This window comes from Falsiroseomonas ponticola, from assembly GCF_016805305.1.
GTDB lineage: Bacteria > Pseudomonadota > Alphaproteobacteria > Acetobacterales > Acetobacteraceae > Falsiroseomonas > Falsiroseomonas ponticola.
The window spans coordinates 1-13178 of sequence record NZ_JAERQN010000027.1 but is presented as its reverse complement, the minus strand read 5'-3'; the positions used below and the strand labels follow the sequence as shown (position 1 = coordinate 13178).

Genomic DNA, 13178 nt, shown 5'->3' with positions numbered 1-13178 from the left:
GTAGCTCGTCAGGCTCATAACCTGAAGGTCACAGGTTCAAATCCTGTCCCCGCATCCCATGAATTAAGCCCTTAGATCATCGATCTAAGGGCTGTTTCGCGTCCACAACCCAACAACACAATCAACAACGCCAGGCACCCTCTCACCCAGGCGCAAACACCCCGATCAGCTTGTAGCTCAGCCCCAACCCGTGCAGCCGCGCCGCACGCGCCGCACGATCAACCACGACCCACGCCTCGCCAGGCCCGCCCCCTCACGCCGGCGCAACGCGCCTCTCGCCCTGTCCCGGCGCCAGCGGCGCATCGCCGCGCCAGGGCGGATCGATGGTGATGCTCTCCCCCACCACGCGGGAGACGCAGGCACAGAGCCGCCGGTTCTCGTCGTGCTGCCTGGCGGAGAAGAAGACGTCCCGATGGTCGATCCGGCCATCCAGGCCCAGCACGTCCAGCGCACACAACCCGCATTCCCCGCGCCGGCAATCCGACAGCACGCCAATGCCGGCGGCCTCAAGCGCTTCGAGCATGCTGACATCGGCGGCGACGGCCACCTCCCGGCCCAGGCGTGGGATATGCACCGTGAAGGCGCCCGGCGCGGCGTGGCCCGAGGAGCCGAAGGTCTCGAAGACCAGGGCGGAGGGCGCCCGGCCGGCCGCGGCCCAGGCCTGCCTCGCTGCCCCCAGCAGGCCGATCGGGCCGCAGACATAGGCCTCCGCCCCCGCCATCAGGCCGGCAAAGACCTGCGCCAGGTCCGGCCGCCCGGCCTCGTCCTCCGCCTGCACCACCAGCGCATCACCCAGCAGCGCGGACAGCTCCGGCAGATAGGCCATGCTGCGGCGCGACCGCCCTGCATACAGCAGGCGAAAGCGCGCCCGCTGCCGCAGCAGCGTCTCCGCCATGCCGATCAGCGGCGTGATCCCGATCCCGCCCGCCAGCAGCAGCACCTCCGGCGCGCCCGGCGCCAGCTCGAAATGGCTGCGCGGGCGGGACACGCGGAGCCGCGCTCCGGGGGCCAGCGCCCACATCGCGCGCGACCCGCCGCGGCCCGCCTCCTCCCGCTGCACGGCGACGCGCCAGCTGCCGTCCCGCGGCGCCGCGCCGACCAGCGAATAGTGCCGTAGGGAGGACCGGCCACCGATCTCGAGCTCGACGCGCAGATGCGCCCCGGCGGGATAGGGTGTCGCGCCCCCGTCCGGGAGGAGCGTGAACTCTCGGATGCCGGGCGTCAGCAGGCGCGTGGACTGCAGCGTGGCGGTGATCCACCCCTCGTCGCGTTGCATGGCGTTCCTCCCCGTTCAGGCCCAGCCGCGCCGGCGGATCAGCGCGCCGCCAGGCACCAGGCGCAGCGCCTCCTGGTTGCGCATCACGCAGTCGAGGTTGCGCCGCGCCAGCCGCGCATGCTCGCGCATCAGCGCCTCGGCGCGGGCGCCCTCCCGGTGCTCGATCGCCTCGACAACCGCCCGGTGCTGTTCCTGCGCCGCCGTCAACACGCGATGCGCTTCCGGCAGGGCGGCCTGGGCGAGCACGAAGCCGGAGGGAGAGGCGAAGGGCAGGGCGACCACGCGCCCGATCTGCCGGGCCACCACCGCGCTGCCGGCGGCCTCCACCAGCAAGTCGTGGAAGTGGGCGTTAAGCGCCACATACTCGGTGAAGTTCGCCTCGCGGATCGGCGGGCTGGTCGCGTCATCCATGCGCGCGACCAGGCGCTTCATCTCGGCCAGCGCCGCCCCGGGCGCCCCCCGTTCGGCCGCCAGCCGGGCCGCGTGGCCTTCCAGCGTGCCGCGCAGCTCGATCGCGTCCTGGATCTCCTCCTCCGAGAAGGATCGCACCGCGAAGCCGCCGGAGGGGATGGGCTCCACCAGCCCTTCCTCCGCCAGCCGCGCCAGCGCCGCGCGCACGGGCGTGCGCGATGCGCCCAGCCGTTCCGCGACGGAGGGTTCGGACAGCCGGTCTCCTGGCGGCAGCGCGCCGCTGACGATCAGGTCGCGCAGCCGCAGCTGCACGGACAGGGTCTGGGACATGCTACTCGGCCGCCACGGCCTGGGGGGCACGCTCGGCCGCGATCATCGCCTGGATCAGGCGCCGCGCCCACATCGACCCCGCATCGATGTTCAGGTTGTAGAAGACATGGTCGGGGTGGTCGTCCATGGCGCGCTGCTGCGCCTCCACGATGGCTTCGTCCTGCGCGAAGATGCGCGCGACGCCCTGCCTGATCTGCGTGGTGACCAGCTGCTCCTGCAGCCGGTAGTCGCGGGCATTGGCCCAGAAATAGTGGCAGGTGCGATCGGTCGCGGGGGTGATGGTGTTGATCACCACCATGCTGACGCCCTGGCTGCGGTCCCCCTGCGGCGCGCCGGTGCCGGTGGCGGCGACGCCGACATCGATGGCGACGGTGCAGGGCGCCTCGAAGCGGATGATCTGCCACCGATCGACGCGGCCTGGCCGGCCGAACTGGGCGCGCCAGAAGGGCGGCGGCTCGATGTCGATCATCCAGCGGGTCACGGTGGCCGTGCGCTCGCCATGGGTGACGTCGAAGGGTGCCTCCGCCACATGATCGTCGCCGATGCTGTCGGCGTGGATGAAGGTCTCGTGCGTCAGGTCCATCAGGTTGTCCACGATCAGGCGGTAGTCGCACTGTGCGTGGATGAGGCTGCCGTCGCCGGCCCAGGCGGGGTCGTTGTTCCAGTGCAGGTCGGGCACCAGGGCCGGATCGGCCAGGGCGGGGTCGCCGGGCCAGACCCAGACGAAGCGATGGCGCTCCACCACCGGGAAGCTGCGCACCCGCGCGGCCGGGTTGATGGTTTCCTGCGATGGCATGTGGGTGCAGCGGCCGCGGGCGTCGAAGCGCAGCCCGTGGTAGCCGCATTGCACCTCGTCGCCGCGCAGCCTGCCGAGGGAAAGGGGCAGGAGGCGGTGCCAGCAGGCATCGAGCAGCGCGACGGCCTGGCCTTCCGTCGATCGGTACAGGACGAGCTTCTTGCCACAGATGGTGCGGGCCAGAAGCTCGCGCCGGACCTCATGGTCCCAGGCGGCGGCGTACCAGGCGTTGAGCGGGTAGGTCTGGGCGGTCGCCATCATGCTGTCGTCCCATCGGCTTGTGCGGGGCTGTATACAGGGTGTCTTTTCCGATGTGAAGATGCATCGGAAATGGCCCAGCCTCGCCGTCGCCATCGCCTGCGGCGGGCCCCGCCCTGCCCTCGGGACCCGGTGGCGTGTCGCGAAAGCAATATATGGACGAAACGTCAGAATGTCCTGCATACAGCGCGCCGTCGGTCAGCCGCGGGAGAACCCGCGGCCTGTCCCCAGCATCGGCGCCACGAAGGAACACCAGGACATGCCCATCACCCGCCGCCAGGCCGCCCTCGCCACGCTCGCCCTGCCCGTGCTGGCCCGCCCGGCACTGGCCCAGGTCGAGGCCTATCCCTCCCGCGCCCTGCGCTTCGTCGTGCCGGTCGCCGCCGGGGGTTCGGCCGATGCGCAGGCCCGCCTGGTCGCGCAGCGCCTGTCGGAACGCTGGGGCCAGCCCGTGGTGGTGGAGAACCGGCCCGGCGCCAACGGCATCGTCGCCGCCCAGGCCTTCCTCCAGGCGCCGCCCGATGGGCACACCGTCTTCGCCACGCCCTCCGGCCCCATCGCCATCAACCCGCACCTCTACCGCCGCCTGCCCTATGACCCGATGCGGGACTTCGCCTTCGCCTCCCTCATCAGCGTCATCCCGCTGGTGCTGGTCGTGCATCCCTCGGTGCCCGCGAACACGCTGCAGGAATTCCTCGCCCTGTCCCGCCGGCTCGGCGATGGGCTGACCCATGCCTCCGCCGGCATCGGCACGCCCTCCCACCTCACCATCGCCATGACCCGCGCCATGGGCCAGGGCGGCAACCCGACGCATGTGCCCTTCGGCGGCTCCGCCCCGGCGCTCACCTCCCTCGTCGGCGGCCAGACCATGGCGATGTGGGACGCTGCCTTTTCCGCCGCGCCCTTCGTGCGCGACAACCGCCTGAAGGCGATCGCCGTGGCCCATGGCGAACGCCTCGCCATGCTGCCCAGCGTGCCGACGACCGCCGAGCAGGGCGTGCCCGACCTGATCTCCTCCACCTGGATGAGCCTCTGCATGGCGGCCGCGACGCCGGCCGACCGGGTGCGCCGCCTGTCCGCGGAGGTGGACCAGATCCTTCGCGTGCCGGAGATGCGGGACAACCTGGCGGCCCAGGGCGCCATCGTGCGCGGCGGCACGCCGGAGGATTTCGCCGCCTTCGCCCGCGCCGAATCCGACAAGTGGGGCCGCCTGGTGCGCGAAACCGGCGCGACGATGGATTGATGGCCCGGCCGGCGCCGGCCCGCCGAAGGGGTCCTACCCCGGCACCGGCGCCAGCTCGTGCTTCAGGCATTTCAGCGCGAAGCTGGTCCGCGTGTGCCGGATGCCGGACAGGCGGTACAGCCGCTCCCGCAGCAGCGTCTCATATCCCTGGGTGCCGCTGACCGCCGCCTTGATCATGTAGTCGTATTCCCCCGTGATCAGGTGGCATTCCAGCACCTCCGGGATGGCGTTCACGGAGGCCTCGAACCGCCGCAGGCTTTCCTCGTCATGGCGTTCCATCATCACCTCGATGAACACCGTGTCGGGCAGGCCGAGCGCCGCCTGGTCCAGCAACGCGGCATAGCCGCGGATCACGCCCGCCTGTTCCAGCCGCTTCACCCGCGTCCAGCATGGGGAGGGGGATAGGCCCACCTCCTCCGCCAGCTCCGCATTGGTCAGCCGGCCCCGCCGGGCCAGGGCCCGAAGGATCTTCCTGTCGATCGGGTCCATGCAGCAGATCCTTCCGTTTCTTCGGCGCCGCACAACAGACTACGGCAGGACTCCCTGGTGCGGCCAGGGCATCCTCCATATGGTCTGGGGCAGGGATACGGGAGACGTCGCATGGGCAGCCTTCAGCGCCCCGAAGCGAGCCTGGATGACAAATGGGACCTGGCCGGGGAGCCCGTGGTGCTCAACGGCATCCAGGCCCTGGTGCGCCTGCCGCTGCTGCGGCGCGAACTGGACCGCTCGCTCGGCTGGAACACGGCCGGCTACATCAGCGGCTATCGCGGCTCGCCCATCGGCGGCTACGACAAGGAACTGGAAAAGCAGGCGGTGCGCCTGGCCGCGGCCGACATCGTCTTCAACCCGGGCCTGAACGAGGATCTGGCCGCCACCGCCGTCTGGGGCACGCAGCAGGTCCCGCTATCCGCCGGCGCGCGGCATGAAGGCGTCTTCGGCATCTGGTACGGCAAGGGGCCGGGGCTGGACCGCAGCGGCGATGCGCTGCGCCACGCCAATTCCGCCGGCACCTCCCCCAAGGGTGGCGTGCTGGCGCTCTCGGGCGACGACCCCTCGGCCAAATCCTCCACCGTGACCTCGGGCTGCGAATTCACCTTCCAGGACCTCGAGATTCCCATGCTCGATCCCGCCGAGGTGGCGGAGGTGCTGGAATTCGGCGTGAAGGGCATCGCGCTGTCGCGCTTCGCCGGCACCTGGGTCGGCCTCAAATGCATCGCGGAGACGATGGACGCCGCCGCGACGCTCCGCGTCGATCCCGGCGCCTATGTGACCCAGGCGCCGAACGGCGTGGCGCTGCCGCCCGGCGGGCTGCATCTGCGCATCCCCGATCCCTCCGCGCTGGACCAGGAAAGCCGGCTGCGGCTGTTCAAGCTGCCGGCAGCGGTCGCCTTCGCCCGCGCCAACGGCTTCGACCGGCTGGTGATCGATCCGCCCGCCGCGCGCTTCGGCATCGTCGTGCGCGGCAAGGCCTTCGCCGCGCTGCGCCAGGCGCTGGCCGATGCCGGCATCACGCCGGAGGTCGCGCGCCGTGGCGGGCTGCGGCTGTGGAAGGTGGGCCTCGCCTGGCCGCTGGATGCGGAAGCCGCCCGCGCCTTCGCCGAGGGGCTGGAGGAGGTGCTGGTGGTGGAGGACCGCCGCGCCTTCCTGGAGCCGCAGCTGAAGAACGCCTTCTACGCGATGGACCGCCGCCCGCGCGTGGTCGGCAAGCAGGATGAACGCGGCGCGCCGCTGCTGCCCGAACTCGCGGAACTCGACACGGCGCAGATCCTCCGCGCCCTTGCCGCGCGGCTGCCGGAGGCGCTGCGCACGGAAGCCCTGGCCGCCCGGATCGCGGAGCTGGACGCGCAGGCCGCCGCCGCGGCCGACCCTCTCGTCATCCGCGAACCCACCTTCTGCCCGGGCTGCCCGCACAACACCTCCACGCGGCTGCCGGAAGGATCGCGGGCCATGGCGGGCATCGGCTGCCACTGGCTGACGACGAAGATGCCGGAACGCAACAGCCTGCCCTTCACCCATATGGGAGGCGAGGGCGTCACCTGGCTCGGCATCGCGCCCTTCACGGCGGAAGCGCATGTCTTCGCCAATATCGGCGACGGCACCTTCAGCCATTCCGGCAGCCTCGCCGTCCGCGCCGCCGCCGCGGCCAAGGCCAACATCACCTACAAGGTGCTGGTCAATTCCGCCGTCGCCATGACGGGCGGCCAGGCGGTGGAAGGCGCGCCCGGCGTGCCGCGCATCGCCGCGCAGCTCCGCGCCGAAGGCGTGCAGCGCATCGCCCTCGTCGCCGATGATCCCGATCGCCACAAGGACGATCCGGATATGCCGGCGGGCATCACCTACCACCACCGCAGCGCGCTGGATGCCGTGCAGCGGGAGCTGCGGGCGATTCCGGGCGTGACGGCGCTGATCTACGACCAGGAATGCGCGACGGAACGCCGCCGCAAGCGCAAGCGCGGCACGGCGGCCGTGGCGGAACGCCGCGCGGTGATCAATCCGCGGGTTTGCGAGGATTGCGGCGAATGCTCCCGCGTTTCCAACTGCATCGCCGTGGAGCCGCTGGAGACGCCCTGGGGCCGCAAGCGGAAGATCGAGCAATCCGCCTGCAACCAGGACCTGTCCTGCGTTCAGGGTTTCTGCCCCTCCTTCGTCACGCTGCTGGGGGCGGAGCCCGCGAAGCCGGCATCGCCCGCGCTGCCCGGCGGCGCGCTGCCGGACCCCGTGCTGCCGCAGCCCGTCGATGGGCGCGCCTGGAATGTCATGGTGGCCGGCGTCGGCGGGCAGGGCGTCACGGCGCTTGGCGCCATCCTCGGCATGGCGGCGCATATCGATGGAAGGCCGAGCCGCAGCGTGGATACGCTCGGCTTCGCGCAGAAGGGCGGCGGCGTCTATGTGCAGCTGCGCATCGGCCTGCCCGGCACGGAGGAAGCGACGATCCCGGCGCCCCGCATCGGCGCGGGCCAGGCGGACCTGCTGATCGCCTCCGACATGGTGGTGGCGCATGGGCGCAATGCCCGGCCGCTGCTGGGTGCCAGGCGCACCGTGGCGGTGGTGAATGCGGACCTTGCCCCCACCGCGCAATTCGTGCGCGACACCAGCACCCGCTACGACGAGGCGGGGATGATGGCGAGCCTCGCGGCGGTGACGCGGGAGCTGCATGCCGTGAACGCGGCGACGGAGGTCACGGAATCGTTCGGCGACGCGATCTACCTCAACATCTGGCTGCTCGGCCTGGCCTTCCAGCGCGGCCTGGTGCCGGTCTCCGCGCCGGCGATCGAACAGGCCATCCGGCTGAACGGCGCGCAGGTGGAACGCAACCTCGCCGCCTTCGCGCTCGGCCGCCAGGCGGCCCTGGAAGGCCGCCACGCCACGCCACGCGGGAAGGAAGCGCTGGACGCGCTGGTCGCGCGCCGCATCGCGGACCTGACCGACTACCAGGATGCGCGCTACGCCGACCGCTATGCCGGCTTCGTCGCGCGGGTCCGTGCCGCCGAACAGGCGGCCCTGCCGGGCGAGGAGCGGCTGTCCCGCGCCGTCGCGACCCAGCTCTACCGCCTGATGGCTTTCAAGGATGAATACGAGGTCGCGCGGCTGCACAGCCTGCCGGAATGGCAGGCGCAGCTGGCCGGGCAGTTCACCGGCACGCAGCGCGTCGAGATGCATCTCTCGCCTCCGCTGCTCTCGAAGCCGGATCCGAATACCGGCCTGCCGGCCAAGCGCGCCTTCGGCCCCTGGATGCTGCGCGCCATGGGCTGGCTGCGCCACGGCAAGCGGCTGCGCTTCACGCCGCTCGACCCCTTCGGCCGCACGGAGGAGCGGCGCATGGAACGCGCGCTGATCACCGAATACCGCGACGCGATCGAGGGCTTCCTGCCGCAGCTGTCGCCCGCCACCCATGCCGCGATCTGCGAATGGGCGGAGGCCGCCGCGGGCATCAAGGGATTCGGGCCGGTGAAGGCGCGGAACGTGGAACGCACCCGCGCCGCCTGGGCGGCGATCGCCGCGCGGATCGCCCCCTCGCGTTGACACTGCCCCCGGGGGCGCGCCTCAATATGGCACGCCCCCGGGAGAGACCATGATGCGCCTTGCTGCCGCCCTCCTCGCCTGCGCCCTGACGACGCCGGCTCTCGCGCAGAACCTGACGGTCGGGATGCAGACGGAACCCGGCACGCTCGACCCGCAATTCAACCTGCTCGGCTCCAACACCTCCGCGCTCCGCAACGTCTATGACACGCTGCTGTCGCGCGACCAGAACCTGCAGGTCCGCCCCTCGCTGGCGGAATCCTGGCGCGCGGTGGATGGCACGACCTGGGAGTTCAAGCTGCGCCCTGGCGTGCGCTTCCATGATGGCAGCCCGCTAACGGCCGATGACGTCAAGTTCACGATCGAGCGCATCACCCGCGTCGCGAACAATCCGAATTCCTACGCCACCTACATCCAGGGCATCCGGGAGGTGCAGGTGGTGGACCCGCTGACGGTCCGCTTCCTGACCGATGGGCCGGTGCCGCTGCTGCCCACCAACATCTCCAACGTCTTCATCATATCCGGCGCCAAGGGCGTGCGGACGACGGCGGAGTTCAACACGGGCCAGGCGGCGGTCGGCACGGGGCCCTATCGCCTCTCCGCCTGGCAGCCGGGCCAGCCCTTCGTGCTGGACCGCAATGCGGAGTATTTCGCCGGCCCCGCGCATTGGCAGCGCGTGACCTTCCGCCCCATCACGAATGACGGCGCGCGCGTGGCCGCGCTGCTTTCGGGCGATGTGGACTTCATCAACGGCGTGCCGCTGCAGGATGTGGCGCGGCTCACGCAGGGCCGCACGCGCGTCTTCGGCGGCGCCTCGGCCTATGTGTACATGCTGTTCCCGGAGATCGGGAAGGACCCGCTGCCGGGCGTGCGGGATGCGCAAGGCAATGCCATGCCGCGCAACCCCTGGCTCGACCCGCGGGTGAGGGAGGCGATGTCGCTCGCGATCAACCGCGACGCCATCGTGGAGCGTCTGATGGAAGGCCGCGCGCGCGTGGCCAACCAGGCGGTGCCCGCCGGCTTCTTCGGCCATTCGGACCGCATCCCGCCGGCGCGATTCGATGCCGACCGCGCCCGCGCGCTGCTGCGCGAGGCCGGCTATGCCAACGGCTTCCAGACCGGCCTGGCGTGCCCCAACGACCGCTTCGTCAATGACAGCAAGATCTGCGAGGCCGTGGCCCAGCAGCTGCAGCGCGTCGGCATCCGCGTCGACCTCTCCGCCCAGCCGCGCGCGACCTTCTTCCCGCAGCGCGCGCGCCGCGAATGGCCGTTGCATGCCGCGGGCTGGGGCAGCCTGACGGGGGAGAGCAGCTACTTCCTCACCAGCCAGATCCACACGCCGAACCGCGACCTCGGCCTCGGCGCCATCAACTACTCCGGCATCTCGGACAGCGAGGCCGATGCCCTGATCCAGCGCGGCCGCCAGATCCTGGACGATGGCGAGCGACGCCGGGTGCTGGAGGCCGCGATGGAGCGGACCATCGCGCAGAACCTGGTCATCCCCATCCTGACCTTCGAGGCGATCTGGGCCGGCCGCGCCGACCGCGTGCGCTTCACGCCCCGTGGCGATGAGGAGACGCTGGCGATCGAGGTGCAGCCGGCGACGCCGTGATGGCCATCGACCTGACGGGCCGCCGCGCCCTGGTGACGGGCGCGGGGACGGAGGGCATCGGCCGTGCCACGGCGCGGATGCTGGCTGAGGCCGGCGCCCGCGTCGCGATCCATCATTTGGCGGAGCATGACGCCGCCGAGGCGCTGGCGGCCGAGACGGGCGGTGTGGCGCTGCAGGCGGACCTCTCGGACATCGCCGCCGCGGCCGCGCTGCCGGGGCGTGCGGCGGCGGCGCTGGGCGGGCTCGACATCCTGGTCAGCAATGCCGGTGTGCTGCTGCGCAAGCCGGTGGCGGAGACGAGCGATGCGGAGTTCGCCCGCGTCCACGCCATCAACCTCGGCGCCGCCTTCGCGCTGGGGCGGGAGGCGGCTTCGCTGATGGGGGCAGGGGGCAGGATCGTCTTCACCTCCTCCGTCAACCAGTGGATGCCCAATCCCGGCCTGGTGGCCTATGGCTCCTCCAAGGCGGCGATCGGCGGCCTCGCGCGGCAGATGGCGCTGGAGCTGGCGCCATCCGGCATCACGGTGAATGCCGTGGCGCCCGGCACCATCGAGACGGAGTTCAACCGCATGGCGCGGGAGGATCCGGCCTGGCGGGAGCGCAAGCTGGCGCTGATTCCGGCGGGGCGCACGGGCCAGCCCGCGGATGTGGCGGGCGCCATCCTGTTCCTGTGCAGCGACCTTGCTTCCTACGTGACGGGCACGACGCTGACGGTGGATGGCGGGCTGTCGCTGATGGGGCTGCGGGCATGAGCTGGGAAGTGCATGCGCTGCGCTACGCCGCCGATGGCGCGCGGCGCGCGAACCAGTGGTTCCTGGGCGGATCGGGCGGCGACGCGCCCATGCCCATCGCCTACCACGCGTTCCTCCTGCGGGGTCCGGGTGGCGTCATCGCCATGGACACGGCGGCGGATGCCGCGCGCTGCGCGCGCTACGGCAAGGGCGAGTTCCGGCCGCTGGAGGAGGCGCTGGCGGCCCTCGGCACGGCGCCCGCCGAGGTGCGCACGGTGATCCAGACGCATCTGCACTGGGACCATGCGGGCCAGCCCGGCCTGTTCCCGGAGGCCACCTTCCACCTCCAGGCGCGGGAGATGGCACACGTCACCGGCCCCGCCATGCGCCACGCCGTGCTGCGCGCGGGCTATGAGACGGCCGACATCAACGCCGCCATCGACCTGCTGCATGGCGGCCGCCTGGTGCTGCACCGCGGCGAGGTGCGCCTCGCGGAGGGGCTGACGCTCCACCATGTCGGCGGCCATACCGATGGCCTCCAGATCGTGCGGGTGCACACGCGGCGCGGCTGGATGTGCCTCGCCACCGATGCCGTCGCGCATCGCGCCAATCTCGACCGGCGCATCCCCTTTCCCGCGATCTTCCATGTCGGCGACGCGCTCGATGCCTTCGAGACGGTGTCGGCGCTGGCCGATGCGCCGGAGCTGATCATCCCCGGCCACGACCCCTGGGTGACGGAAGCGCATCCCGCCTCCGCGCCCGGGACGCAGGGCTGGCTGTCGCGCCTCGATTGAAGGGAGACCGCCCATGGCCGAACCGATGCCAGGACCCGTCTTCGACGCGCTGATGGCGCGCGCCGGCATCACGCTGGACCCGGAGGGGCGGGAGAGCGTGCTCGGCGCCACCCCCCTCTTCATGGCGCTGATCGAGCGCCTGCACGCGCCGCGACCCGTCGAGGTCGAGCCCGCTTCCGTCTTCACGCCCCGCCGATGACCGCGCTGCCCGGCACGCTGGCGGAGGCCGCGCGGCTGATCGCGGCGAAGGCGCTGTCCCCCGTCGAATTGACGCAGGCCGCGCTGTCGCGGGCGGAGGCGCTGAACCCGTCGCTGCACGCCTTCATCCGCATCACCGGCGACCTCGCCCTGCGCCAGGCGCGGGAAGCCGAGGCACGGCAGATGGCCGGCGCGCTGCGCGGGAAGCTCGATGGCATCCCCGTCGCGCACAAGGATCTCTACGAAACCGCGGGCGTCGAGACGACGGCCCATTCCCGCATCCTGCTGGGCCATGTGCCGGTGCGGGATGCGGCGCCGGTCGCGGCCTGGGCGGCGGGCGGGGCGGTGATGCTGGGCAAGCTCGCCACCCATGAATTCGCCAGCGGCGGGCCTTCCTTCGACCTGCCCTGGCCGCCACCGCGCAACCCCTGGGACACAGAACGTGCGACGGGCGGCTCCTCCTCCGGCACCGGGGCGGCGGTGGCGGCGGGGATCATCCTGGGCGGCACGGGGTCCGACACCGGCGGATCCATCCGCCTGCCCGCCGCCTGGTGCGGCATCGCCGGCGTGAAGCCGACCTTCGGCCTGTGCAGCCGCCGCGGCGTGCTGCCGCTGTCCCACAGCCTCGACACGGTCGGCCCCATGGCCTGGACGCTGGAGGATTGCGCCATCCTGCTGCAGGCGCTGGCGGGACATGACCCGGAGGACCCCTCCTCCGCCGACCGGCCGACGCCCGACCTGGTCTCGGGCCTCGGGCAGGGCGTGCGCGGGTTGCGGATCGGCGTCGTCCGCCACTTCCACGAATCCGACCTGCCCGCGCGGCCATCCGTGCTGGCGGGCATCGACCACCTGGTTTCCGTGCTGCGCGCGGAAGGTGCGGAGGTCCGCGACATCACCCTGCCGCCGCTACGCGACTTCCACGCGGCCTGCTGGGTGGTGCTGATGGCGGAGGCGCTGGCGATCCACCAGCCCTGGCTCCAGACCCGCTTCCAGGACTATGGCCGCAACCTGCGCGAACGCCTGTCCATCGCGGCGCTCATCACCGGCGCCGACTACGTCCAGGCCCAGCGCCGCCGGCGCGAACTCTGCGAGGCCGTGGCCGCGGCGATGGCGGATTGCGACCTGCTGGTCACGGCGGGCCAGCCCGGGGAGGCACCACCGCTCCGCAACCTCGGCACCTGGGCGACGCTGCAGGGGCCGAACTTCACGGCGCCCTTCAACGTCACCGGCCAGCCCGTCGTCTCCGTCTGCACGGGATACGGGGAAGGCGGGCTGCCCGTCGGCGCCCAGATCGTCGGCCGGCCCTTCGAGGATGCGCTGGCGCTCCGCGCCGGCCATGCCTTCGAACGCGCGACGGCCGGGGAAAGGCGTCGGCCGGGGGCCGGCAGCTAGAGCGTGATCGTCATAGACGGAATCGGATTGGGGATTCCGGCTTGGGCTGATTTCTGATTCAAGCTGCTGGCTGGGCGGAGGCCAGCAGCCCATGACGAGAGCGTTGTCGACTGATCT

At 71.7% G+C, this 13178-nt stretch carries 11 protein-coding genes; 7 read left to right on the top strand and 4 right to left on the bottom strand.

Annotation, left to right across the window (positions count from 1 at the left end):
* Positions 1-253 precede the first annotated feature (253 nt).
* Genes JJI54_RS31630 through JJI54_RS31620 form a run of 3 tightly spaced genes read right to left on the bottom strand, consistent with a single transcriptional unit; the run spans position 254 to position 3074 of the window.
* On the bottom strand, positions 254-1276 hold the full coding sequence (locus tag JJI54_RS31630; RefSeq protein ID WP_203077445.1) for a PDR/VanB family oxidoreductase: 1023 nt from the start codon (positions 1274-1276) through the stop codon (positions 254-256).
* Between the two features lie 15 nt (positions 1277-1291).
* Positions 1292-2017 (bottom strand): GntR family transcriptional regulator, encoded by a 726-nt coding sequence (locus JJI54_RS31625; protein WP_203077443.1) that lies wholly within the window; start codon positions 2015-2017, stop codon positions 1292-1294.
* Position 2018: 1 nt separating this feature from the next.
* Positions 2019-3074, bottom strand: a complete 1056-nt coding sequence (locus tag JJI54_RS31620; protein WP_203077441.1) for an aromatic ring-hydroxylating dioxygenase subunit alpha — start codon at positions 3072-3074, stop codon at positions 2019-2021.
* Between the two features lie 256 nt (positions 3075-3330).
* Between JJI54_RS31620 and JJI54_RS31615 the strand changes: the two genes are divergently transcribed.
* Positions 3331-4314 (top strand): Bug family tripartite tricarboxylate transporter substrate binding protein, encoded by a 984-nt coding sequence (locus JJI54_RS31615; RefSeq protein ID WP_203077440.1) that lies wholly within the window; start codon positions 3331-3333, stop codon positions 4312-4314.
* Between the two features lie 33 nt (positions 4315-4347).
* Here the strand turns inward: JJI54_RS31615 and JJI54_RS31610 are convergent, their stop codons facing one another.
* Positions 4348-4803 (bottom strand): Lrp/AsnC family transcriptional regulator, encoded by a 456-nt coding sequence (locus JJI54_RS31610; RefSeq protein WP_203077438.1) that lies wholly within the window; start codon positions 4801-4803, stop codon positions 4348-4350.
* A gap of 111 nt (positions 4804-4914) precedes the next feature.
* On the opposite strand from JJI54_RS31610, the gene JJI54_RS31605 reads away from it, so the two are divergent.
* The 6 genes from JJI54_RS31605 to JJI54_RS31580 are packed head-to-tail and all read left to right on the top strand — an operon-like array spanning position 4915 to position 13061.
* A complete protein-coding gene (locus tag JJI54_RS31605) occupies positions 4915-8337 on the top strand; it encodes an indolepyruvate ferredoxin oxidoreductase family protein (RefSeq protein WP_203077436.1) in 3423 nt (1140 codons plus the stop codon).
* A 49-nt stretch (positions 8338-8386) separates the two neighbouring features.
* A complete protein-coding gene (locus JJI54_RS31600) occupies positions 8387-9946 on the top strand; it encodes an ABC transporter substrate-binding protein (RefSeq protein ID WP_203077434.1) in 1560 nt (519 codons plus the stop codon).
* Positions 9946-10698: an SDR family NAD(P)-dependent oxidoreductase gene (locus JJI54_RS31595; protein WP_203077431.1), complete on the top strand. Its 753-nt coding sequence runs from the start codon at positions 9946-9948 to the stop codon at positions 10696-10698. Before JJI54_RS31600 ends, JJI54_RS31595 begins: the two co-directional genes overlap by 1 nt.
* Entirely contained in the window at positions 10695-11471 is a 777-nt protein-coding gene (locus tag JJI54_RS31590) for an N-acyl homoserine lactonase family protein (protein ID WP_203077430.1), read from the top strand. Before JJI54_RS31595 ends, JJI54_RS31590 begins: the two co-directional genes overlap by 4 nt.
* Positions 11472-11484: 13 nt before the next feature.
* Entirely contained in the window at positions 11485-11670 is a 186-nt protein-coding gene (locus JJI54_RS31585) for a hypothetical protein (RefSeq protein ID WP_203077429.1), read from the top strand.
* Positions 11667-13061 (top strand): amidase, encoded by a 1395-nt coding sequence (locus JJI54_RS31580; RefSeq protein ID WP_203077428.1) that lies wholly within the window; start codon positions 11667-11669, stop codon positions 13059-13061. Before JJI54_RS31585 ends, JJI54_RS31580 begins: the two co-directional genes overlap by 4 nt.
* Positions 13062-13178: the final 117 nt, after the last annotated feature.